Raw genomic sequence first — 21,651 nt, 5'->3', positions numbered from 1 at the left:
ATTCCCATGCGCAAGGCCGTCACCGCGTTGTTCCCCACCCTGATCGCCGCCCCGGTTATGGCCGGCGAGGTCACCCTCAGCATCCAGATCCCGCGCCTCGACGTGTCCGAGTACCACCGCCCCTACGTCGCCGCCTGGATCGAGGGCGCGGACGGGGCGGCGGTCTCCAACCTCGCCGTCTGGTACGACCTGCGCAAGCGCGAGGGCGAGGGTGGCGCCAAGTGGCTCAAGGACCTGCGGCAATGGTGGCGCCGCATCGGCCGCGAGACCGAGATGCCGCTGGACGGCGTGAGCGGCGCCACCCGCCCCGTCGGCACCCATGCCCTGCGCTTCGCCACGGACGCAGGCCCGCTCACCGCCCTCAAGCCCGGCACCTACGAGGTCGTGGTGGAGGCCGCCCGGGAAGTGGGCGGCCGCGAGGTCGTGCGCCTGCCGCTCGCCTGGCCCCTGACCGCCCCAAGCCAGGCCGTCCAGCAGGGCAAGGACGAACTCGGCACCGTTGCCCTCGACCTCAAGCCGTAAGGACTCTTCCCATGCGCCGTCTCACCCTCGCGGTCCTCGCAAGCCTGGCCCTGGCCGGCCCCGCCGCCGCCCACCGCGTCTGGATGCTCCCCTCGTCCACGGTCCTGTCCGGCACGGATGCCTGGGTCACCCTGGACGCGGCGGTGTCGAACGACCTGTTCGTGTTCGAGCACGTGCCGCTTCGCCTCGACGGCCTCAACGTCACGGGCCCGGACGGAGCCGCCGTCACTCCGGAGAACACTGCCACGGGAAAGTTTCGCAGCACCTTCGACCTACACCTGATCAAGCCCGGGAGCTACCGCGCGGCGGTGACGAACGAGGGCCTGATCGCGAGCTACAAGGTCGGCGGCCAACAGAAGCGCTGGCGCGGCAAGGCCGATTCCATGGCGCGCGAGATTCCGGCGGACGCCCAGGACGTGAGACTTACGGAATCGATCCAGCGCACGGAGACCTTCGTCACCGTGGGCAAGCCCAACGCCGCCGCCTTCGCTCCGAGCGGAAAGGGGCTGGAACTGCGGTTCGACACCCATCCGAACAACCTCGCGGCGGGTGAGTCCGCCCGGTTCACCCTACTGCTGGACGGTGCGCCCGCCCCCGGCATCGACGTGGAGGTCGTGCGCGGCGGCAGCCGCTATCGCGACAAGTCCGAGGAAGTGAAGCTGAAGAGCGGCCCCGACGGCACCGTCACGGTGCCCTTCGCCCAGGCCGGCCTGTACTGGTTCGGCGCCGAGACGCAGGACGACAAGGCCAGGACCGCCGGGGCCCGGCGGCGCGCGGTCTACAACGCCACCTTCGAGGTGCTGCCGCAATAAGCGGCCCCGCCATGCGCCATCTCTTGATCCCGCCCGTTCTGGCGCCGATCGGACCCGGTTCGGGTCCCGGCGGTGCGGTGAGGATCTTGGGCGGACGGATCATGGGCACAACCTGGTCCGTGCGCCTTGTCGCGCCGGAGGCGAGAGACCTCGGTGGGATCCGTAACCGGATCGAGGTGGAATTCGCCCGTCTCCTGTCGCAGCTCAGCCATTGGGAACCGGACTCGGCCCTGTGCCGGTTCAACCGGGCGCCGGCCGGGACCCGGCAGGCTCTGCCCGACGACCTGTTCACCGTGCTGTCCGCGGCCTGCGCGCTCGCGGAGGCCGGCGCGGGCGCCTGCGATCCGACCCTCGGAACCCTCGTGGATCTCTGGGGCTTCGGCCCACCTGGGCCCATCGATACCATTCCAGATGCCTGCGCCATCGCTGCCGCCCGGTCGCATACCGGCTGGCACCGCCTCGCCCTCGACCCGTCTGACCGCAGCGCTTTCCAGTTCGGAGGCCTCGCCCTTGACCTCTCGGCCATCGCCAAGGGCTATGTGGTCGATAGGATTTCGGATCTTCTCGCCGGGTTGGGCTGCCACCATCACCTTGTTGAGATCGGGGGCGAGTTGCGCGGGCGCGGCTTGAAGCCCGACCGCCGCCCGTGGTGGGTCGGCCTCGACGATTCCGAGACCGGAATCGTCGTCGCTTTGAACGATCTCGCTGTGGCCACCTCCGGCGATTCCCGCCGATCCTTGCGTCTATCCGGCAGCCGCTTCGGCCACACCCTCGACCCCGCCACGGGATGCCCGCTGACGCATGCCGCCCGGAGCGTCAGCGTCCTCCACCCCTCCTGCATGATCGCCGATGCCCTCGCAACGGCGATCCTCGTCCTCGGTCCGGAGCGTGGCCTTGCCCTCTGTGACTTGCAGGCCGTTGCTTGCTGTATTCAGTCTGACTCCGGCACGCAATTCAGCATGGCAGCACGGCGCATGTTGACGTAAGTTAGTTAGCATCAGAGCATTCTGGTCCTTTCCGGGGCGCAATTTTTGTTATTCACCGCGCGGCTGCTTTACCCATCTTGCCACCCGGAAGCGGACTGGCAAAGATCCACCCTGAGCAGTCCTCCCGCAACCGACCCAATTGCGCCCTCGCAGGGGATTTCTATCAGTCCGACAAGCGGACGTCCGATCAGCTCAGGTTCTCGATCCTGCGCTGCGAGTATCATTCTGCTAGGAATGCACTGTCGCTGTGTGCTCCCTCGAAGCGCCCCGACAACGGTTCAGTCGCCGCGCAAACGGACGACTTCGGCCGATGCTCGAAACGATCTCACGGGTCCACCTTCCACCGTGTTCCCGGCCAGGCAAGAGGCAACCGGAACGTGTTCGGAGACTTGATAGGCCGGGCGCGATGGCGCTCGCCAGAAGGGACGCCCGCCATGCCCGGTACCGAGATCCGCCTTGCCCTCGACGCGATCCCGCTGGGTGGTATGAAGGAGGGGGCGGCCGGGGACGAGAAAGTGCTGTTCGTGCGCGACGCCTCCGGCGTGCGGGCGTTTCAGGCAAAGTGCCCGCATCTCGGGGCGCCGCTCGCCAAAGGCGAGATCTGCGGCGGACGCCTCTATTGCCCCTGGCACAAGGCCGCTTTTGCGCTGGCCGACGGAAGCCTGGAGGAGCCGCCGGCCCTCGACTCCCTGACGCGCTACCCGGTCCGCATCGAGGGGACCGACGCCGTCGCGACTCTCACGCCGGAGCCGTCGCCGACGAAGACGGCGGGCGCGACCGTGGGGAGCGTGCTCATCGTCGGCTCGGGTGCTGCAGCCGTCGCCTGCGTCAAGACGCTGCGCCGCGAAGGCTACGCCGGTCGCATCACCATGGTCGGTCGCGAAGCGCACCCGCCCTACGACCGGACCAAGCTCTCCAAGCAATTCCTAGCCAAGCCGACCCCGCCGGAGAAGGTGCTAATCGAGCCCGATTTCGACCGGATCAACAAGGTCGAGCGCATCACTGCGGAGGTCGCCAGGGTCGATCCCACCCAACGCGACATCACCCTGAAGGACGGCCGGACCTTAAGCGCGGACGCGATCCTCGTCGCCACAGGAAGCCGGGCGGTGGTGCCCGACTTCCCCGGCAAGGACCTCGGCGGGGTCTTCACCCTGCGCAGTCTCGACGATGCGCTCCAGGTGAGCGAGGCGGCGGGCGAGGGCAGGTCTGTCGTCGTGGTGGGCGCTGGCTTCATCGGCATGGAGGCGGCTGCGTTCCTTACCAAGAGCGGGCTGTCTGTCACCGTGCTGGCGCGCGAGGAAACGCCTTTCGCCAAGCGCTTCGGTGAGGCGGTGGGCGCGGCGCTGAAGCGGTATCACGCTGGCAACGGCATCACCTTCGAGACCGGCTCCGTCGCCAGGATCGCTGGCACCGACCGCGTCGAAGCCGTCGAGACGGAGGACGGACGGCGCCTTCCGGCCGACATCGTTCTCGTCGGCGCAGGCGCACGTCCAGAAACCAGCCTGATCTCGGACGTCGAGCTCGATGAATCGGGCGGCCTCGCGGTCGCCGGCGACCTCAAGCTCGCGGAGGGCGTCTGGATCGCAGGCGATATCGCCGCCTTCCCCGAGAAGGCGAGCGGCGAGACAGCGCGGATCGAGCATTGGCGTCTCGCGCAGCAGCACGGCACGCATGTGGCCCATGCCATCCTCGGCCGGAGCGGCGTGTTCGCGGGGGCGCCGTTTTTCTGGAGCAATCAGGGCGACAAGCGCCTCGATTACGGAGGATACGCCAAAGAGTTCGACCGGATCCTCATGCAGGGGGACCCCGACACCCTCGACTTCATCGCCTATTACGTCACGGGCGACCGAGTGACCGCCGCCTGCAGCATCGGTCGCAACGGTGCCTTCACGGCCTTCCTGCACCTCCTCAGCCTCGAGCGTCTGCCCTCGGCGACCGAGATCGAGGCCGGGGCGGACCTGCCCAACCTTGCGCGAGAGGCTGCCTAGGGGGCTGTCCGGCAACCCATCGAGAACCGCGGTAAGGTCGAGTTGCTGGGTCGGCACGGTGCCGGCCCTCCGCCCTTCGAGCCGCCCAGACCGCCACGATCCTAAGGCATCGGCTGTCGGATACTCTCTGGCGTTCTCGACCGATCGGAATGGGCGAAAAGCCGACATGCACCGCATTCCGCACAAACGTCCGGTTTCTCAGGATTGCTTTTCAAAAGCAGACCGGCAGAGACCCACCCGACTCGGTCGTAGAACGGCCGGACGGGTCCCGACCCTACTCGGTCATAGAAGCAATCCAATGGCGGCCTCGAAAGCAGACATCGCAGCCGGACGCGTGCTGCGATGTCTGCTCTCGGATTCCTGCTTCCTGCGCTCGTGAGGCCGCCCGTTCAATCCACAGTCTGCATCTGGACGACGCCGCCGAGTTCACCGGGCTTGCCTGAGACCACCACGAGGTAGCGCCGGCTCGCGCCGGCATCCGTGCGGGTGATCTGGCGGATCGGGCCGATGGCGTTGACGATGGCCGCGCCGGCCGGGTTGGTCATGAAGGCGGCGAGCGGCTCCAGGCCGGCGGCCCCCTTCGGATCGGCGGCCAGCGCCAGCACGAACGGCATCTTCGCGGGTAGTCCCGTGACCGCGGCCTGCAGCGTCTGCAACACGCCCTGGTCGAAGAGGGTCACTTGCGTTGCCGGCTTGCCATCGGTGCCTGCGAGCGTCAGCGCGCTGGTCTTGCCGGCGGCGCCCAGCGGCTGGAGGTTCTGCTTTCCGTCCCCCTCCGGCACGGCGTTCGGGACGTAGGCCACGCCCTGCGGCCCCTGGCCGATCGGAACCTCGGCGATCACCGTGTTCGATGCGGTGTCGATCACCGCCGCCTTGTCGGCGTTCTCCAGGCCGACATAGACGCGGCTGCCGTCGCCCGAGGGCCAGAGCCCGTGCGGCAGGGCGCCGGTCGGGATGGTGGCGACCTGGGTGAAGTCGTCGGTGCGGAACACCTTGACCTGGTTCAGGCCGCCGATCGTCACGTAGGCGAACTGGCCGGCCTTGGTCGAGACGATGTTGACGTGGTTGGTGATCGGCCCGGTTTCGATGGTCCTCAGCGGCGCGAATGGCGGGGTCGCAGAGAACACCTGGGTCCGGCCGACATCCTTGAGGGTGAACCACACCTGCTTGCCGTCCGGTGTCGCGGCGATGTCGGGACAGAACGGGCTCTCCTGCTTCACGCGCCCGACGATAGTGTGGGTCTTCGTGTCGATCACCACCGTCTCGGGGCTGAAGCTGGAGCAGACATAGCCGTAGGCGCCGTCCGGCGAGAAGATCGTCATGCCGGGCCCGTTCGGCACGGTGATTCGGCGCGTCTCCTTGACGGTCGCGGCATCGAGCACGGCGATGTAGTCCTCGCCGCGCACGCTCACCCAGACCTCCCGGCCGTCCGGCGTGAAGAAGGCCTCGTGCGGCGCGCGGCCGACATAGGCGGTGTGGCGGACCGTGTTGGTCGCCGTGTCGATGAAGCTCACGGAGTTCGAGCCGATCGAGACCGCGAGCAGCGTCCTGTGGTCGGGCGAGAAGCCCATGCCGTGGACGAGGAGCTGGCCGCGATAGAGCGGGCTCAGGTTCATCGGCGTCGGGTCGCCGAGCCGGATCACGCCGAGCAGGGTGTTGGCGGCGGGATCGACCACCGAGACCGTGTTGGAGAACTGGTCCGAGGTATAGAACCGGTCCCTGCCGCTGACCGGCACGTCCGGTGCGGAGGCTGCGCCCGGAACCTGCCCGGCGAGAGCCGAGCCGGAGAGCAACGCGAGGGCGAGGACGGTCAGGGCGGTCTTCATCGGCGGTTCTCCGAAGGCATCTCGGCGGCAGGGGCCGTGCCAGGGTGGTGAAGGTGGGTGGCTGCGGTAGACGGATCCGGCGCTGGAGGGAGATCGGCGAGCGCCCGGCGCATCACCGCGATCTCCTGGCCCTGTTCGACGATGATCCCCTGCGCGAGGCGGCGCAGGACCGGATCCTTGCCGTAGAGCAGCTCAGCCCGGGCCATCGCGATCGCGCCCTCGTGGTGCGGGATCATCATCGCGGCGAAGTCGCGGTCCGGATCGCCCGAGGGCGGGACCATCATGTCGGCATGCATCCGCGTCATCGACTGCGCCATCATCGCGTCGAAGGACGCGGAGACGACGGCCGGCGGCTCGGCAGCGGCCAGCGTCGGGGGCATCATCATCCGGCCGCCGACGAGGCCGCCGGCGATCACGGCGGCCGTGAGCGCAAATCCCAATGCTCCGCGCATGAGCCGTCCTCCCTGTTCGTTGTCGAGGGGAGAGATGCCGGGAAAACGGTTTTATTCCCTGGCCGGGGACGAATTGGCGGCCCTGCCGATGTGATCGATCTTTTCCAAATGTCAGTGGAATAGACGCGCCCGTTCGGCATCTCTCCAATGCGGTCATGGTCGACCGCCGGAGACTTCACTCATGCGCACCATGCTGATCCGCGCCGCCATTGCGGCCTTCGCCTTCTCCGCCGTCGCCGCCCAGGCCGCTGCGCCTGCGATGACGGCCGAGACTGCCAAGGGGCCGGCGCTCGTCGATTCCAAGAGGATGACACTCTACACCTTCGACAAGGACATGGGCGGCAAGTCGATGTGCAACGGCCCCTGCGCCGCCAATTGGCCGGCACTGATGGCCGCCTCCGGCTCGGCTGCTAGTGGCGACTGGACGATGGTGACGCGGGACGACGGCACGATGCAGTGGGCCTATAAGGGCAAGCCGCTCTACACCTTCGCCAAGGATACGAAGCCCGGCGACATCACCGGCGACGGATTCCTTAACGGTGCATGGCACATCGCCAAGCCCTGATCGGTAAAGCCTCGTGGACGAGATCGCCGCCCTCATCGAACCGCAGATCCCAGCGTTGCGGCGCTACGCCGTCGCGCTGTTGCGGGACCGCGAAGCGGCGGACGACCTCGTCCAGGACACCCTGGAGCGGGCGTTGTCCGGCTGGTCCGGACGTCGCCGCGACGGCGACCTGCGAGCCTGGCTGTTTACGATCGAGCGCAACCTGTTCCTCGGCACTATTCGACGCCGGGGCCGGCGCGGCATCGATGTCGGCGCTGAGGCTTTGGAGCAGGTGCCTGATCCGGGTGCCGACCCCGAGACTGCTATGGGGGCACGCGACGTGCTCACCGGGCTCGATGCGCTGCCCGAGGAGCAGCGCTCGGTGCTGCTCCTCGTCGCGGTTGAGGATCTGTCCTATGCCGAAGCGGCGCAGGTGCTCGGAGTACCGCTCGGCACGGTGATGTCGCGGTTAAGCCGAGCCCGGGAGCGGATGCGAAGTTTTCTGGAAACGGGCCGAACCGGCTTGTTGAGGAGGGTGAAATGAGCGGGGATCCGCGCCCGGTCGGCGAGGACGACCTGCACGGCCTGATCGACGGTCGTCTCGAACCGGAGCGGCAGGCGCTGGTCGAGGCATGGCTCAGGGGAAACCCCGCGCGGGCGGCCGAGGTCTCGGCGGATCGCGCCTTGCGTGAGCGCTTGCGTGCCCGCCTCGCGCCGATCGCCGAGGAGGCGATCCCGGCGCGGCTCCGGGTGGCCAATATCCGCTCGCGACATCGCCCGATAACCGGGCGCTGGCTTCCGGTCGCGGCGGCTGCCGTGCTCTGCCTCGCGGTCGGCGGTGCCGCCGGCTGGTTCGGCCATGCCGTGCGGCAGGTACCCACGGTCACGCTCGCGCGAACCGAGCCGGCGACCGACGACGCGGTGGCGGCCTTCCGCACCTACGTGGTTGAGTCGGTGCATCCGGTGGAGGTGCGCGCCGACGAGAAGCCACACCTCGTGACGTGGCTCTCGAAGCGCCTCGGCCGGGCGGTGACCACCCCCGACCTCACGGCCTACGGCTTCCGCCTGATGGGCGGCCGGCTGCTGCCGGCGGGTTCCGAATCCGCCGCGATGCTGATGTACGATGACGATCACGGCACCCGGCTGACGCTCTACAGCCGCGTGGGCGATGCGGATGGCCGCACGGTGTTCCGCTTCGCCCGCGAGGGCGATGTTGCTGCCTTCTCCTGGGTCGATGGCGGCATGTCCTACGTCGTCACAGGTCGCACCGACGAGGCGCGGCTGTTGACCGTCGCGCAGGCGATTGATGCGCAGATCCGTGGATTGCCGGTTCCGCCGCGGCAACCATGACCCTCGACCAACTCCGCATCTTCGTGGCGGTGGCCGAGCGGCAGCACGTGACGCGGGCCGCCGAGGCGCTCAACCTCGTCCAGTCGGCGGTCAGCACGGCGATCGCCAATATTGAGGGACGGCACGCGACGAAGCTGTTCCACCGGGTCGGCCGCGGGATCGAGTTGACCGAGGCGGGACGCGTGTTCCTCGTCGAGGCCCGCGCCGTGCTCGCCCGGGCCGAGGCCGCCGAACTGGTGCTCGCCGACCTCAGTGGCATGCGACGCGGGACGCTGGCCGTCTACGCCAGCCAGACCATCGCCAGCGACTGGCTGCCGCGCCACCTCGTCGCCTTCCGCCGGGCCTACCCTGAGATCGCCATCCGGTTGGCGGTGGGCAACACCACCGACGCCGCCGACGCGGTGCGCGCGGGGCAGGCCGAACTCGGCTTTGTCGAGGGGGCGCTGGACGACCCGACGCTCGCGAGTACGACCATCGCGCAGGACCAACTGGTCCTCGTGGTCGCCCCTGGCCATGCCTTCGCCGGGGCGACCGACCTCGAACCCGAAAACCTCGCCGGGGTCGATTGGGTGCTGCGCGAGGCTGGATCGGGAACCCGCTCGGCCTTCGAGGCGGCCCTGGGTGCGGCCGGCCTCGCAGCCGCTCAGCTTCGGGTCACGCTCGAACTGCCCTCGAACGAGGCGGTCCGCGCTGCCGTCGAGGCCGGGGGCGGGGCCGCCGTACTGTCCGAGACCGTGGTCGCCGCAGCACTTCGGGCCGGGACCCTGGTGCGGGCGGCGTTCGACTTGCCGAGCCGGCCGTTCCGGGTGCTGCGCCACAAGGAGCGCTACCGCAGCCGGGCCGCCGACGCGCTTCTCGACCTGATCGCGGCAGCGAATGCCGGATGAGCGAGCCCGCGAAACCCGTGCCCCCCGACGATCCCCGGGTGAGGCTCGCCGAGGATCGGACGGTTCTGGCGGCCGAACGCACCTTCGTGGCGTGGCTTCGCACCGGGCTCGCGTTCCTCGGCGTCGGCCTCGCCGCGCAGCGCTTCCTGCGGGAGGTTCTGGCGGTCTGGCCGTTGAAGGTGCTGTCGCTGACCCTGATCGCATGCGCACTCGCCTCATTCGCCGGCGCCGTGTGGCGTGACAGAGCGATCCGGGCACGGCTCGCCCATTCCGAGATCCCGATGATGCCGCGCCTCCTCACCGTCGGGATTGCGGCCCTGCTCATCGCGATCTCCGGCCTCGCGGCCACCGCCCTGCTCTGGGCGTGAGGGTCAGGCCACCGTCACTCGCACCCGGTGCCAGGCGGCGCTGAGGTAGCCCTTGTAGTTCCAGGTGTCGTCGGGGGCGGCCGGCTGGGTCTGGCCGGCGGAATCCCAGGCCCGCACCGCGAGCTCGTGCTCGCCGGCGGTCAGCTCGCGCTCGATCTCCCAGAACGTCCAGGCGTGGGGCGCGTCGGCATCGCGCTCGATCCGGGCCTGCGCCCAGCTGCGGCCGCCATCCGTCGAAACGTCGACGCGGGCGACCGCGCGGTCGCTGGCGATGGCGTAGCCGCGGATCGCGTGCCGGCCGGCCTTCAACGCTGCGCCGCGGGCGGGCTCGCAGATCGCGCTGTTCAACGGCATCGCCTCGATGGTGATGCCGTGGGCCGGGTCGGCGGTCTCGGCCGTCACGTCGGGCGGAAACAGCTTGTAGTCGTCGGCCTGCATCGGGTTGTCGGAAGGCCGGTCCTGAACCGAGATGCGGGCGAGCCACTTCGGGCTGCGGATACCGGCAAATCCCGGAACGACCACGCGCAACGGATGGCCGTGCTCGGGGGCAAGAGGCTCGCCGTTCATCGCGAAAGCGAGCAGCGTCTCGGGGGCCAGCGCCTTGGCGAGCGGGATCGAGGCACCGAAGCGCGTGTCCGTGTCCGCGATCCGGTCGTGGCTCTCGAAGGCGACGTGGCGCTCATCATCCGCATCGATGCCGGCCGCGCGCAGCACGTCGGCGAGCCGCACGCCGGTCCATTCCGCATTACCGATGGCACCGGGCGCCCACGGGTCGCCGGAGACCGGCGCCACGGCCAGCATGTCGGCCCGGCGGTTGCCGGCGCATTGTATCACCGCCGTGACGGTGACGGGCGCGAAGCGTTCTTTGAGATCGGCGAGGGAGAGGTCGAGGGGCGTCGCGACCATCCCGTCGACGGTCAGGCGGTAGCCGTCGGCGTCGAGGTCCGGGATGTCGCCGTGGCTGCGGACGTAGAAGTCGGCTTGATCAGTCAGGAAGGCGGCCCGCAGGCGATCGAGCGGCGGCTCGGCGTTGTAGGGCGCTTTTCCGTGGACGATGAGGCGGTCCTTGCGCTGGAACAGGCCGAGCATGGGGTCTTTGTCCTGCGTTCGCGACGTGTCGAGATCGAGAACGCGCCGGGCGCCGATAAGGCACCCGACGCGCGACGCTTCACGGCTTCATCGTCGAAATTACCACGTTCTTCGCGCGGTCGACCACGGCCACGCTGAGGTCGCGGTTGAGGACGTACGCGTGGGCGTTGTCACTGGAGAATGCGATCGCCTGGCGCGGTTCGTTCAGCCCGGTCACCGTGGCGACGACCTTGAGGCTGCCGGTGTCGATCACCGACAAGGAGTTGTCCTTGAGGTTGCCCGAATAGACGAAGCGCCCGTCCGGGGTCAGCGCGGCCCCATAGGGGTCCTTGCCCACCGCGACTTCAGAGGTGACCTTGCGGGCGGCGACATCGACCACGCCGATGGTGTTGCGGCCGCTGTTGGCGGCAAACAGCGTCTTGCCGTCTTTGGTGATCGAGATGGCGCGCAGCTTTTCGAACCCGACGATCTCGCCGGTGATCTTGTTGGTGGCGGTGTCGACCAACGTGATCTTGTCGCCGAGGAAGTTCGTCACGAACACGGTCTTGCCGTCCGGCGACAGCTTCACGCCCTGGCGCGGCTGCGCGAAGCCGGGGATCACGGCGTCTGCCAGCAGGGTCTTGGTGTCGAATACGGTCAGCGTGCTCGCGGCCTCGTTGTTGACGTAGAGCTTTGTCCCGTCGGCCGAGAGCACCGTGCCGAACGCACCGGGGCCCGCGGCAAGAACGCCGGCTTCTTTGCCGGTGCCGGTCTCGTAGACCGTGATCCGGCCCGTGCCGCTGTCGGAGACGTAGAAGCGGGCGCCGTCCGGCGCGAACACGATGTTGCGCGGCGTGACGAAGCCGTCGAGGCGGCGCAGCACCGTGCCCTTCGCGACGTCGTAGACGATGACGGCGCTCTCCTCGCTGTTCGACACCGCGGCGACCGTGCCGGCGGCGTTCAAGGCGAGCGCGTTGTTCTTGATTGCGCCGTCGAAGCCGGCGGCGAATCCAGGTTGGTTCTGGGTGAGAAGCAAGGCAGCTCCGGCGAGGAGGGCGCGGAGGCTGGTGCGGATGTCAGTCATGAAGCGTGTCTCTCGGGCATGCGCCCTCGTTCGGCGGCCTGGGGCCGGCCGTGCGGGCGAGTTCGAAATCGGATTGCGTCGTGCGGGACCGGTCAGGCCGTGCATCGCCTTAGGGAGATGCCAGCGAGGGCGGTCTATTCCCCGAGGCCGGTGAAAAAAGCACGGCGGCCTCGGGATTCGAGGGTTCAGGGCGTGGGCTTCAACGCCGTGAGGTAGTCGACGATGGTCTGCACATCGGCCTGATCGACCGGCGCTTTGTAGACGTGGACCATCTTGTTCACGGTCTCGGTCCACTGCGCCTTCGTGAGCTTGGGCTGGGTCAGCACCATCCCGGCCGAGTGGCAGGCGAGGCAATTGTTATTGACCGCCTCGGCTCCCGGCCCGTCCGTAAAGATCCGGTCGGACGTCGGAAATTCGATCGATTGCGAGCTGAAGCGCATCGGCTCGGGAGCAGGCGCCGCGAGCGCCACCAGGGGAGACAGGATGAGCGCGGTGATGAGGGCCGCAGGGCGGATCGTGTTCATGGCTGTTCTCCTCAAGCGGCCTGGAAGGACACGGTCTCGATGCCGTTCTGCATGAAGCCGTTGGCGTTCCAGATCCGGTCCATGCCTTGCGCGACGCCCTTGGTGTTTGTGCAGCGGACCCTGACCGTATGGGTCCCGGCGGCCAGCGCCGGCAGGCTGCCGTCGAAGCGGCGGAAGCTGTAGGGGCCCTCGTCGGCACCGAGTTGCGCCGGGAACCACGTCACCCCGCCGTCGCCGGAGAACTCGACCGCCTTCACCCCGCAATCGCCGCCGAACGCGATGCCGCGGATGGCCACCGGCGTTCCAGCCGCCACCTTGGCGCCGTCGGTCAGGTTGGTGACGAACGAGCGCGGCACCATCCTGTTAATCGGCACTGTCTTGAAGCCGGTCTGGCCGGGCATGATGTTAGCACCCGGCACGTCGGGAATACGGTAGGCGGTCTTCATCCAATATTGTTCGTCGGGCTTATCCAGCACCTCGATGTCGGACAGCATCTTGACCCAGTAGGTTGAGTACCAGCCCGGCACCACGAGCCGGAGCGGGAAGCCGTTGAGCAGCGGCAATTGCTCGCCATTCATCGCATAGGCGATCATCACCTCACCATTGTTGGCGTGATCGAGATCGAGCGATTTCTTGAAGTCGGGCGCGTCGTCGACCACCGGCGCGTCGAGGCCGTCGAAGCGCACCTGCACGGCACCGGCCTTCACCCCGGCCTGTTCGAGCACATCCTTGAGGCGTACGCCGGTCCATTTGGCGTTGCCCATCGAGCCGTTAGCCCATTGCGCGCCGGGCACTCGCGGCTCGAACAGCCCGCGCGAATTGCCCGAGCACTGGTTGACCGCGGCGATCTCGAAACGCGGCAGGCCGGCGATGGCGTCGAGGGAGAGCGAGAGTTCCTTCTCCACATGGCCGTGGACCTTGAGCCGGAAGGCGCCGGCATCGACCTCGGTCGGGATCGAGGCCCAGTGCCAGCGCACGTAGAAGCGGTCGTTGGGGGTGAACACGCCCTCGTCGAACACCGAAAACGGCGTCTCCAGCAGTGGAGGATGAGTACGCTGTAGGATCATCTCGCCCTTGCCCGGAAAGGCGGTGGTCAGCGCCCGCTCGTCCGGGCCGCCCGACAGGGGAAGCTTCACCGAGCCCGCGGCCCAGGCCGGCAGCGCGGCGGCGAGGCTTCCGAGCCCGAGTCCGCCCAAAGCGAGGCGGCGGTTCATCGGTCTGTCCAGTCCGTGCATGGTCTCTCCCCTTGAAGAATGTCGGCGTCGATGCGTTCGAGGGCATCGGGCCTCGTGGCGATTCCTCGCGACAAGGGAGATGCTACGGAAAGCGATTTATTCCCTCCAACGGTCTTTCGCGATGCGAACGATCTCCCGGTGCGATGGTTCGAGAATTTTCAATCTCTCGCCTGGTCCGGAATTCTTCGGGGCATCGCGCCGGATGAAAACCTGGAACGGTGGTGGAGCCGGATCCTCACGCGGATCAGACAAGACCCAACACCTGGATCAGGCCGAGGCTGACGGCGCCGAGCGCGAGGAGCGAGGCGACCACCGCCAGCGTCACCCGCATGCTGGCCTTGGCGACGCTGCGCACGTCGACCCCGAGGCCGAGCGCCGCCATCGAGACCACCGTCAGCACGTTGGCGGTCTCCGACATCGGCGCGAGGGCGACCTGCGGGATCAGTCCGGCCGAGCGAAGCCCCGCGACTGCCAGGAAGGCGAGGATGAACCACGGCACAAGGCGGTGGATCGCGAGGCCGCCGCGGGCCGGGCGGTCGCCAGCGGTGACGCCGGGGGCGGCCTCGTCGGTCTCCTCGCCCAGCCGGCTCGCGCCGAGCGAGAGTACCAGGACGACCGGGCCGAGCATCAGCACCCGGACGAGCTTCACCAGGGTTCCGACCTGGACGCTGAGTGCCGCGACCGGCGCGGTGGCGGCGAGAACCTGCGGAACAGCGTAGACGGTGAGGCCGGCGAGCACCCCGTACTGCATCGGCGAGAGACCGAGCAGCGGCACCAGCAGCGGCAGCCCGAGTACCACCAGCACGCCTAGAACCGCGGTGAAGGCGATGGAGGCGGCGACGTCCTCGCCGTCGGCACCAATCACCGGCGCCGTGGCGGCGATGGCCGAGTTGCCGCAGATCGAGTTACCGCAGGCGACGAGGATCGCCATGCGCGGGTGCAGCCCGAGCGCCCGGCCGATGCCGTAACTCGACAGGATCGCCACCACGACGACGCCCGCGATGCCGAAGAGCAGACCCGGACCGGCCGCCAGGATCGTCGCGAGGCTGAGCGAGGCCCCGAGCAGAACGACTGCGATCTCCAGTACGGTCTTGGCCCCGAAGGCGATACCCGGAAAGAACTGCTGCGACGGGGTCCAGGCGGTGCGGATCGCGCTCCCGAGCAGGATCGCCAGCACCAGGGCTTCGAGCCAGGCGCGACCCAACAGATGCGCCTCGACGGCCTCGAAGCCGACCGCTGCGGCGGTGACCGCCACGCAGAGGCCCAGTCCCGGAAGGATGGCTCTCGTGCCGGCCAAGGCGCCCATCGATCGAGGGTGAGAGAAAAGTCTGGGCACGGACATGGATGGCTCCGATGTGATGCCAGAGAATCCCATGTCCCTTTCATTCACTCCAACGGAATGATCAGATGTTTTCCATCAACGAAATAGATGAAAAGATGGCCCCTTCGCAGCTTGCAGAGCCCCATGCTGCGAGGTCGACAGGTGGATTCACGCGTCGATCCAGCGGGCCTTAATCGTCGTGTCCGCGGCAAACTCATAGATCCGGACGGAGCCCGTTGCGAGTTCGAGGTCCTCGACCTCCGCCGGGCTGAGGTCTTCGAGCGCCATCACAAGGGCCCGCAGGCAATTACCGTGGGCGACAACCAGCACGTCCCCGCTCATGACCGCCGGTAGGATGGATCGGAGGTAGCAGGGCACGATGCGGGCGACGGTATCGCGCAGGTTCTCGCCGTTCGGGGGCGCCTCGGCGTAGGAGCGGCGCCAGGTCTCAATCCGCACCGCCCCCCAGCGCGCATCGGCGGTGGTCTTGTCGAGCCCGCTGAGGTCGCCGTAGTCTCGCTCGTCGAGCGCGGCGAAGCGTTGGGGGATTAATCCGGGTTGCCCGAGCGCATCGAGGATAAGCCGGCCGCTCACGACGGCCCGCGTCAGCGTCGAGGTGAAGGCAACAGAAAAGCGCCAGCGGCGCTCGGCCAAACGCCGGCCGGCTGCCTCGGCTTCCATCCGGCCCTGCTCGGTCAAGGGCGAGTCCAGCAATCCCGTGAACAGGCCGGATCGGTTGGCTACGCTCTGGCCATGCCGGACCAGCACGAGACGTCGCGTGACCGGGGCTTTGCAATCGTGAAACACGCTGTCTCCCGAGGCAGAGCACTTTCGCGCTGGTGGCATCGCCTCTGATGAAGTCGGCATCCGGCTTCAACGAAATTCGACCCTGAGATGAGTTGGGCCGACCATCCGGAGACGGTGATTCATCCTTGGTCCGCTTTAGAACGTCTTGCGACTGAAAGCAGCCATGCTGCTTGCCACCCAATCCAGTCGTATATCATCCCCATCGAGCTACCTCGAAGCGGACCTTCCGAGGGTCGCCAAAGGGTCGGAAGCGGGCTCGGCGACGATGTCCGCTTCGTCACATCGGTGCCCCAAAGCGGACCAGCTGAGATCCACCCAGAGCAGTCTGGCCGCTTTCGGTGGCGTGTTTTGCTAAAGCAGACATAGGTGGCCCTGCCGACCGCAGAAGCACCGCGGTGCGTCTGCGCGAACGGGCTACGAGCCGAAGTCTCACGGTCATCCAGGATAGCCGTGAGATGCGTGGGCGAAGAAAATTGCCTAATCTGACGCGTCGCGAGCACGCCTCCGCTCACAGGGAACCGGAAGCGTCCTCGACCACGCCTTGTCTCCCCGGGATCAGATATCGATCCGAGCGCCGATCTCGACGGCTCTGTCCGCCGGGATGCGGAAGTAGCGGGACGCGTCCGTGGCCGCGCGGGCCATGGAGATGTAAAGCCGATCCTGCCACACGGGCATGCCGGTCTCAGGCGAGGCCACCAGCACCCTTCGCGTCAGAAAGTAGGACAGGTCGCCCTTGTCCAGACCTGCGGTTGCCAACGCCCGCGGAAGGTCGGGCAGCTCGGTGAAACCGAAGCGCACCGTCACGCACGAGAAGGCGTCGGAGAGCTGACGGACGGTGACGCGGTCCGCATGGGACACCCGCGGCAGGTCTTCCGTGACCACGTGCAGGACGACGTTGCCAGCGTGCAGCACGCGGTTGTGCTTGACGTTGTGCATCAGGGCCCCGGGCGTGTCGTCGGGCGTGCCCGTCAGAAACACGGCCGTCCCGGGCACCCGCTGGATCGAGCCGGCCTCGGCCATGCGCGTGAACTCGGATAGCGGCACGCGCTGGCGGTGGATCTCCGCGACGATCAGGGCCGATCCCCGCCGCCAGGTCCACATCGCCGTGACGAGGGCGGCGCCGATGGTCAAAGGCACCCAGCCCCCGTGCAGGACCTTGAGAGCATTTGCCGAGAGGAACACCAACTCGATGAGCAGGAACGGCGCGATGACCGCGGCCGCGACCGCGGGCGACCAGCGCCAGACCTTCCAGGCGACGACGAACAGCAGGCAGGCGGTGATGACCATGTCGCCGGTGACCGCGATGCCGTAGGCCGCGGCCAGGCCACTCGACGACTTGAACAGCACGACCACGAACACGACCGCGACGAGCAGCCACCAGTTCACCCGCGGGATGTAGATCTGCCCCTTCTCGGTCTCTGAGGTGCGCAGGACCCGCATGCGCGGCAGCAGGCCGAGTTGCATGGCCTGCTGGGTGATCGAGAAGGTGCCGGTGATCACCGCTTGGCTGGCGATGACGGTCGCCACGGTCGCGAGCAGCACCATCGGCAGCAGGGCCCAGGCCGGGTAGAGCAAAAAGAACGGGTTCTCGATCCGCTCCGGGTGGGCGAGCAGCATGGCACCCTGGCCGAGATAGTTCAGGGCGAGGGCCGGCAGCACCAGGCCGAACCAGGCCGTCCGGATCGGCGACCGCCCGAAATGGCCCATGTCGGCGTAGAGCGCCTCCGCCCCGGTCACGGCGAGGAATACGGCGCCGAGCGCCAGCAGGCCGGCCGTGCCGTGGCTCAGGATGAACGAGACGCCGTGGGCGGGGTTGAACGCGCCTAGGATGCTCGGATCGTCGACGAGGTGGCTCAATCCCCCGAGGGCCATGACGACGAACCAGAACGCCGTCAGGGGGCCGAAGAAGGTGGCCACTCGTGCCGTTCCGTGGCTTTGCAGGGTGAACAGCCCGATCAGGATGGCGAGGCTGATGGGCAGGACGTACGGGTCCGTGGCCGGCGTCACGAGCTTCAGTCCTTCGACGGCTGAGAGTACCGACATGGCCGGCGTGATGATGGCGTCGCCGAAGAACAGCGAAACGCCGATCATGCCCAGCACGATGACGAACCCGCCGGAATGGCCGAGCGCGCGCTGGGCCAGCGCCACGAGGGAGGGGGTGCCGCCTTCGCCGTCGTTGTCGGCCCGCATGACCAGGAGCACGTACTTCAGCGTGACGATGAGGATGAGCGCCCAAAGAATCAGGGAGACGACGCCGAAGACCATCTCGCGGGTGGGCGCGTGCCCACCGCCCGCCGCTGCGTGCAGGGACTCCTTGAGCGCGTAGAGCGGGCTGGTGCCGATGTCCCCGTAGACCACGCCCACCGAGCCGACGGTCAGTGCCAAGAACCCCGTCCTGGGGGCATGCCCGGCATCGACCGTCGGTGGTGGTGTGAACTCGGTCCCCGCGATCACAGGCATATACAAGCCCTCCGTTCGCGAACGTGGAAAGCTCGCAAGGCAGGGCTCAACGGTCGAGAAGGCGGGAACGTTCGCGACCGCCAAGGCGTGTCACCGGCGACGGAACGGCAATCTGCAACTATAAGGATTTCAGACGCTCCGCTCAGTGCCCGGCGCCCAGCATCCATACGGCCATGCCGACCATCATTAGGTTTTCGGTCAGCGAGATGAAGCCGAGGGGTACATTGGCCGATCCACCGACGCAGGCGCACTTGATCTCGCGCTTCTCGACGTAGACCGCCTTGAACACCGAGACCGCGCCGACCGTGCCGATGAACAGGGCGACCGGGATCGACAGCCACTTCAGGGCGCCCGCGACCATCAGGATGCCGGCAAGAGCCTCGCAGAAAGGATAGGCGTAGGCATAGCGGACCCAGCGCCGGGCGAGCAGGTCGTAGCCCAGGAACATCGACGAGAAGCTCTCGACATCCTGCAGCTTGAGGATGGCCAGGACGCACATGCTGAAGGCGATGAACCACTCGCCGGCCCGCAGCGTCAGCGGCGTACCGAAGGCCGCGTAGCTCGCCGCCAGCGCCATCAATGCGGTCATCGCGAAGACGGCGACCACGGGCGTGTAGCTGGTCGCCTTCGGATCGGCGACCGACTTGCCGAGGTGACGGCGCAGGTCGTCGTAGCCGCCGATGCGCTCACCTCCGATGAAGGTCTGCGGCGTCGTCTTGACCCCCTGCTCCGCCTTGAAGCGGTCGGTCTCCTCACGGGTCGTCAGCCAGTGGTCGTCGACCTGGAAGCCCTCGCGTTCCAGCAGGTCCTTGGCCTTCAGGCCATAGGGACAGACGTGCTTCTCCATCACCATGCGATGGATGGTGGCCCTGCGGGTACTGTCTAGCATCACGGAATCCTTTCGGAATGCGTCGGGGTTCGGGGAGCCCTAGCCCTGGTAACGCGAGAGGGGGCGGTCGGCTTCCCGGCATGCGTCGCGACGACCATCGATGATCCAAAGTGGGGTTTCCCATCGTGGCAAGGTCAAGGACCGCATCGAGGTCCTGACGCCGTCATCGACGCCTGCGAAGCCACCCCGCGTCCGGATGCCCGGAACGTCCGGTGCGGGCAGGTGTTTCCGAACTCTAACGCTGCGGGCATCGGTCCCTTATCCTCCGCCGGTCCAACCGCCCGGATCTTCGGCCGCACCGCCGCCGGATTGCATCCGCCGACCTTCAGGAACCCGGTCCCTATGAAGCTCTCGCTCACACTCGCCGGCACGGTCGCGGCGTCCCCGCTCGGCGGCCGGCTGAAGTTGCGCTTCAAACCCCTGTTCCCGTTCTTCGAGGTCGGCGAGGCGGTCGAATATACGGACCTGATCGTCACCGCCGAGGGAGGGCTGGATAACAAGAGTGCACGCGGCAATATCCCTGCCGAGATCGGCAGGCGCGGCGCTGCCGAGGGCAAGGCCGTCATCGTATTGGCCGGCACCCTGGGCGAGCACTCAGGCGACGTACTGGATGAGGGCGTCTGCGCGTACTTCTCGGCACTCGGGCGACCGCAATCGCTCAAGGACGCCATGCGGAACGTCCGAAGCCAGCTTGAGCGCGTCGCCGAGCAGGTGATGCGGACCTTCCTGGCGGGCGTCGCGCTGGGTCACCCTCGGACCGGCGTCGGTCAGGGATGAGCATGCTACCCAAGCGGACGTTGGCGGCCTCGGGCGCGCTCGTAGCACTCTGCGTGGCCGTGTATCTGCCGGAGGGTCTCGATTGGCCGGCGCGGGCTGCGCTGCTGGCCTTCGGCGGGGCCGCCATCCTCTGGGTCCTGACCGGACTGAGCGCGGCCTACGTCGCCGTCGCAGCGGCCGTCTTCCTCGTGACAGTCCGCGCCGTGGAGCAACGGGCGTTGATCGAGGGCCTGGGCTCGAAGGTGGTGTGGCTCGTCATCGGCACCTTCGTTCTCGGTGCGGCGGTGGAGAGGAGCGGGCTTGCCGGCCGGCTCACTGCACTGATCGCCGGGCGCGGGACCACGGTCGGCGGCCTGATGTGGCGCCTGACGCTCGGCATCGTCCCACTGGCCTTCCTGATCCCCTCCACCTCCGGGCGAGCGACGGTGCTGCTCCCGCTCCATCGCAGCCTGACCGAGGCCGACGACGACCCGCGCCTGGCCAAGGCCATCGGGCTGCTGATCCCCGCCCTCATCGTCATCTCGACGATCTGCAGCCTTACCGGCGCCGGCTCGCACCTCGTCACCGTTGATCTACTTGAACGGCTCTCCGACCACAGCATCGGCTTCGGGCAATGGATACTCTGGGGCCTGCCCTTCGGCCTGGTCGCCTGCCTCATCACGACCTTCCTGATCGGTCGCCTGTTCCTCAACGACGAGACGCGGTCGCGGCGGGTGGCCGAGGTCGAGGCTCCGTCCGGTCCGCTCTCCGCTGAAGAGTGGCGCACGGGTGCGGTGGTGCTCGCCATGTTGGGGCTTTGGCTGACGGAGGGGTATCACCCCTTCGGCATCGCCACCGTGGCGGTCGTCGGCGCGGTGGTCCTGACGATGCCGGTCGTCGGCGTCCTTGACTGGGATGAGGGCGTGGAGGCCGTGAACTGGTCGCTGGTCCTGTTTATAGCCGCCTCGCTGGTGCTCGGCCGCGCGCTGATCTCGACGGGGGCGGCCAAGTGGCTGATCGGCTCGGCGCTGTCGGCTAGCGGCCTGCACGGTGACAGCCCGACCCTCCTGATCCTGCTCGGGTTGTCGGCGCTCGGCATGACGGCGCACCTGTACATGGTGTCCCATACCGCGCGGGTGGTGGCGTTGCTGCCCCCGCTTCTGCTCCTGGCGGACAGGCTCGGCCTCAACCCGGTCGCGGTCGCCTTCCTGGCGAACGTCGGGATGGACTACTGCCTAACCCTGCCGGTCTCCTCGAAGGCGCTGTTGATCTTCCAGGGCGCCGAGCGACCGGCCTGGACCTCGACGGACCTGCTCAGGCTGGGGGCGCTCCTGGCTCCCGCCTACGCGGCGCTGATGCTCGCCGCCTACTATCTGTTCTGGTCGCACGTCGGCTTGGCCCTGTGACGTCGGGTCGGCCTTCCCCATCGAAGGAAGGCGGACCGAGGCCGGCAGGGTCTGACGGATGTCCGCGGCCGGCGACGATGCGACCGCGCGCGGGCTGGCCCCTGCACACGGTCAGCGCGGCTTGGTTGTTTCCCCACCTTTCGACTCCACCGCACCGGCCTTCGCACCCGGCTTCCCTTCCCCGGCGCCCGACCCTGTGGTCGTCATGTCCGTGCCCGGTCGCGTGACCTCGCCGGTGGGGCGGGTCCCAACACCCATCCCACCGGTCCGGACGCCGTCGTCCTTCACCGGCTCAGGACCGGGTGCGGCGGAAGCCAGCGTCGGGCATGCGGTGACCAGGAACAGGAGGGCAAAACGGGTCATTCA

General features: G+C 68.0%; 21 protein-coding genes. 11 read left to right on the top strand and 10 right to left on the bottom strand.

The genetic code is table 11. From position 1 onward, the window contains the following. The first annotated feature begins 6 nt into the window (after positions 1 to 6). From MFF01_RS19445 to MFF01_RS19430, 4 genes are all read left to right on the top strand, one after another. A complete protein-coding gene (locus MFF01_RS19445) occupies positions 7 to 522 on the top strand; it encodes a DUF2271 domain-containing protein (RefSeq protein WP_238227866.1) in 516 nt (171 codons plus the stop codon). 11 nt (positions 523 to 533) lie between these two features. Continuing rightward, the gene (locus MFF01_RS19440; RefSeq protein ID WP_238227864.1) at positions 534 to 1,334 is read left to right on the top strand and encodes a DUF4198 domain-containing protein; all 801 of its coding nucleotides are present in this window, start codon (positions 534 to 536) and stop codon (positions 1,332 to 1,334) included. 101 nt (positions 1,335 to 1,435) lie between these two features. Next, entirely contained in the window at positions 1,436 to 2,320 is an 885-nt protein-coding gene (locus MFF01_RS19435; RefSeq protein WP_238227862.1) for an FAD:protein FMN transferase, read from the top strand. A gap of 434 nt (positions 2,321 to 2,754) precedes the next feature. Then, positions 2,755 to 4,308: an FAD-dependent oxidoreductase gene (locus tag MFF01_RS19430; RefSeq protein WP_238227860.1), complete on the top strand. Its 1,554-nt coding sequence runs from the start codon at positions 2,755 to 2,757 to the stop codon at positions 4,306 to 4,308. A gap of 389 nt (positions 4,309 to 4,697) precedes the next feature. Here MFF01_RS19430 and MFF01_RS19425 read toward each other — a convergent pair whose 3' ends face one another. Both MFF01_RS19425 and copM read right to left on the bottom strand, forming a co-directional pair. After that, a complete protein-coding gene (locus MFF01_RS19425) occupies positions 4,698 to 6,134 on the bottom strand; it encodes a YncE family protein (RefSeq protein WP_238227858.1) in 1,437 nt (478 codons plus the stop codon). Further along, on the bottom strand, positions 6,131 to 6,586 hold the full coding sequence (copM, locus tag MFF01_RS19420) for a CopM family metallochaperone (RefSeq protein ID WP_238227856.1): 456 nt from the start codon (positions 6,584 to 6,586) through the stop codon (positions 6,131 to 6,133). The genes MFF01_RS19425 and copM overlap by 4 nt, the downstream gene beginning before the upstream one ends. 181 nt (positions 6,587 to 6,767) lie before the next feature. Between copM and MFF01_RS19415 the strand changes: the two genes are divergently transcribed. The 5 genes from MFF01_RS19415 to MFF01_RS19395 are packed head-to-tail and all read left to right on the top strand — an operon-like array spanning position 6,768 to position 9,735. Further along, on the top strand, positions 6,768 to 7,151 hold the full coding sequence (locus MFF01_RS19415; RefSeq protein WP_238227853.1) for a COG4315 family predicted lipoprotein: 384 nt from the start codon (positions 6,768 to 6,770) through the stop codon (positions 7,149 to 7,151). Between the two features lie 13 nt (positions 7,152 to 7,164). Next, positions 7,165 to 7,674 carry an RNA polymerase sigma factor gene (locus MFF01_RS19410; protein ID WP_238227852.1) on the top strand — a complete coding sequence of 170 codons (510 nt, stop codon included), beginning with the start codon at positions 7,165 to 7,167 and terminating at the stop codon, positions 7,672 to 7,674. Beyond that, complete coding sequence (locus tag MFF01_RS19405; RefSeq protein WP_238227851.1) at positions 7,671 to 8,480, top strand: anti-sigma factor family protein; 810 nt, start codon at positions 7,671 to 7,673, stop codon at positions 8,478 to 8,480. Before MFF01_RS19410 ends, MFF01_RS19405 begins: the two co-directional genes overlap by 4 nt. Then, positions 8,477 to 9,367 carry a LysR family transcriptional regulator gene (locus MFF01_RS19400; protein ID WP_238227850.1) on the top strand — a complete coding sequence of 297 codons (891 nt, stop codon included), beginning with the start codon at positions 8,477 to 8,479 and terminating at the stop codon, positions 9,365 to 9,367. The genes MFF01_RS19405 and MFF01_RS19400 overlap by 4 nt, the downstream gene beginning before the upstream one ends. Beyond that, positions 9,364 to 9,735, top strand: a complete 372-nt coding sequence (locus MFF01_RS19395; RefSeq protein WP_238227849.1) for a YidH family protein — start codon at positions 9,364 to 9,366, stop codon at positions 9,733 to 9,735. The genes MFF01_RS19400 and MFF01_RS19395 overlap by 4 nt, the downstream gene beginning before the upstream one ends. 3 nt (positions 9,736 to 9,738) lie before the next feature. Here the strand turns inward: MFF01_RS19395 and MFF01_RS19390 are convergent, their stop codons facing one another. From MFF01_RS19390 to MFF01_RS19355, 8 genes are all read right to left on the bottom strand, one after another. After that, the gene (locus MFF01_RS19390; RefSeq protein ID WP_238227848.1) at positions 9,739 to 10,824 is read right to left on the bottom strand and encodes a molybdopterin-dependent oxidoreductase; all 1,086 of its coding nucleotides are present in this window, start codon (positions 10,822 to 10,824) and stop codon (positions 9,739 to 9,741) included. 79 nt (positions 10,825 to 10,903) lie between these two features. Further along, positions 10,904 to 11,992, bottom strand: coding sequence for a beta-propeller fold lactonase family protein (locus MFF01_RS19385; protein ID WP_238227847.1), 1,089 nt, complete (start codon positions 11,990 to 11,992; stop codon positions 10,904 to 10,906). 80 nt (positions 11,993 to 12,072) lie between these two features. Beyond that, complete coding sequence (locus MFF01_RS19380; protein WP_238227846.1) at positions 12,073 to 12,411, bottom strand: c-type cytochrome; 339 nt, start codon at positions 12,409 to 12,411, stop codon at positions 12,073 to 12,075. An 11-nt stretch (positions 12,412 to 12,422) separates the two neighbouring features. After that, positions 12,423 to 13,646 (bottom strand): molybdopterin-dependent oxidoreductase, encoded by a 1,224-nt coding sequence (locus MFF01_RS19375; RefSeq protein WP_238227845.1) that lies wholly within the window; start codon positions 13,644 to 13,646, stop codon positions 12,423 to 12,425. A 244-nt stretch (positions 13,647 to 13,890) separates the two neighbouring features. Beyond that, entirely contained in the window at positions 13,891 to 14,952 is a 1,062-nt protein-coding gene (locus MFF01_RS19370) for a YeiH family protein (protein WP_238227844.1), read from the bottom strand. A gap of 183 nt (positions 14,953 to 15,135) precedes the next feature. Then, positions 15,136 to 15,774 (bottom strand): 2,3-bisphosphoglycerate-dependent phosphoglycerate mutase, encoded by a 639-nt coding sequence (locus MFF01_RS19365; RefSeq protein WP_238227842.1) that lies wholly within the window; start codon positions 15,772 to 15,774, stop codon positions 15,136 to 15,138. 555 nt (positions 15,775 to 16,329) lie between these two features. Then, entirely contained in the window at positions 16,330 to 18,234 is a 1,905-nt protein-coding gene (locus tag MFF01_RS19360; RefSeq protein ID WP_238227839.1) for a potassium transporter Kup, read from the bottom strand. 142 nt (positions 18,235 to 18,376) lie between these two features. Further along, positions 18,377 to 19,123 (bottom strand): MauE/DoxX family redox-associated membrane protein, encoded by a 747-nt coding sequence (locus MFF01_RS19355; RefSeq protein WP_238227838.1) that lies wholly within the window; start codon positions 19,121 to 19,123, stop codon positions 18,377 to 18,379. A gap of 342 nt (positions 19,124 to 19,465) precedes the next feature. On the opposite strand from MFF01_RS19355, the gene MFF01_RS19350 reads away from it, so the two are divergent. Further along, positions 19,466 to 19,900, top strand: a complete 435-nt coding sequence (locus MFF01_RS19350; RefSeq protein WP_238227837.1) for a glycerate kinase — start codon at positions 19,466 to 19,468, stop codon at positions 19,898 to 19,900. A gap of 2 nt (positions 19,901 to 19,902) precedes the next feature. Then, positions 19,903 to 21,285, top strand: a complete 1,383-nt coding sequence (locus MFF01_RS19345) for an SLC13 family permease (RefSeq protein WP_238227836.1) — start codon at positions 19,903 to 19,905, stop codon at positions 21,283 to 21,285. Positions 21,286 to 21,651: the final 366 nt, after the last annotated feature.

Source organism: Methylobacterium adhaesivum, from assembly GCF_022179065.1.
GTDB classification, from domain to species: domain Bacteria; phylum Pseudomonadota; class Alphaproteobacteria; order Rhizobiales; family Beijerinckiaceae; genus Methylobacterium; species Methylobacterium adhaesivum.
The sequence above is the reverse complement of the archived record's forward strand: the minus strand, read 5'-3'. Positions and strand labels throughout refer to the sequence as shown.

Excerpts from the sequence above, each read along its gene's own strand:
- MFF01_RS19445 (WP_238227866.1), top strand. The coding sequence starts at position 7 with ATGCGCAAGGCCGTCACCGCGTTGTTCCCCACCCTGATCGCCGCCCCG.
- MFF01_RS19440 (WP_238227864.1), top strand. The coding sequence starts at position 534 with ATGCGCCGTCTCACCCTCGCGGTCCTCGCAAGCCTGGCCCTGGCCGGC.
- MFF01_RS19435 (WP_238227862.1), top strand. The coding sequence starts at position 1,436 with ATGGGCACAACCTGGTCCGTGCGCCTTGTCGCGCCGGAGGCGAGAGAC.
- MFF01_RS19430 (WP_238227860.1), top strand. The coding sequence starts at position 2,755 with ATGCCCGGTACCGAGATCCGCCTTGCCCTCGACGCGATCCCGCTGGGT.
- MFF01_RS19425 (WP_238227858.1), bottom strand. The coding sequence starts at position 6,134 with ATGAAGACCGCCCTGACCGTCCTCGCCCTCGCGTTGCTCTCCGGCTCG.
- copM (WP_238227856.1), bottom strand. The coding sequence starts at position 6,586 with ATGCGCGGAGCATTGGGATTTGCGCTCACGGCCGCCGTGATCGCCGGC.
- MFF01_RS19415 (WP_238227853.1), top strand. The coding sequence starts at position 6,768 with ATGCGCACCATGCTGATCCGCGCCGCCATTGCGGCCTTCGCCTTCTCC.
- MFF01_RS19405 (WP_238227851.1), top strand. The coding sequence starts at position 7,671 with ATGAGCGGGGATCCGCGCCCGGTCGGCGAGGACGACCTGCACGGCCTG.
- MFF01_RS19400 (WP_238227850.1), top strand. The coding sequence starts at position 8,477 with ATGACCCTCGACCAACTCCGCATCTTCGTGGCGGTGGCCGAGCGGCAG.
- MFF01_RS19395 (WP_238227849.1), top strand. The coding sequence starts at position 9,364 with ATGAGCGAGCCCGCGAAACCCGTGCCCCCCGACGATCCCCGGGTGAGG.
- MFF01_RS19390 (WP_238227848.1), bottom strand. The coding sequence starts at position 10,824 with ATGCTCGGCCTGTTCCAGCGCAAGGACCGCCTCATCGTCCACGGAAAA.
- MFF01_RS19385 (WP_238227847.1), bottom strand. The coding sequence starts at position 11,992 with ATGCACGGCCTGACCGGTCCCGCACGACGCAATCCGATTTCGAACTCG.
- MFF01_RS19380 (WP_238227846.1), bottom strand. The coding sequence starts at position 12,411 with ATGAACACGATCCGCCCTGCGGCCCTCATCACCGCGCTCATCCTGTCT.
- MFF01_RS19375 (WP_238227845.1), bottom strand. The coding sequence starts at position 13,646 with ATGCACGGACTGGACAGACCGATGAACCGCCGCCTCGCTTTGGGCGGA.
- MFF01_RS19370 (WP_238227844.1), bottom strand. The coding sequence starts at position 14,952 with ATGGGCGCCTTGGCCGGCACGAGAGCCATCCTTCCGGGACTGGGCCTC.
- MFF01_RS19360 (WP_238227839.1), bottom strand. The coding sequence starts at position 18,234 with ATGCCTGTGATCGCGGGGACCGAGTTCACACCACCACCGACGGTCGAT.
- MFF01_RS19355 (WP_238227838.1), bottom strand. The coding sequence starts at position 19,123 with ATGCTAGACAGTACCCGCAGGGCCACCATCCATCGCATGGTGATGGAG.
- MFF01_RS19350 (WP_238227837.1), top strand. The coding sequence starts at position 19,466 with ATGAAGCTCTCGCTCACACTCGCCGGCACGGTCGCGGCGTCCCCGCTC.
- MFF01_RS19345 (WP_238227836.1), top strand. The coding sequence starts at position 19,903 with ATGCTACCCAAGCGGACGTTGGCGGCCTCGGGCGCGCTCGTAGCACTC.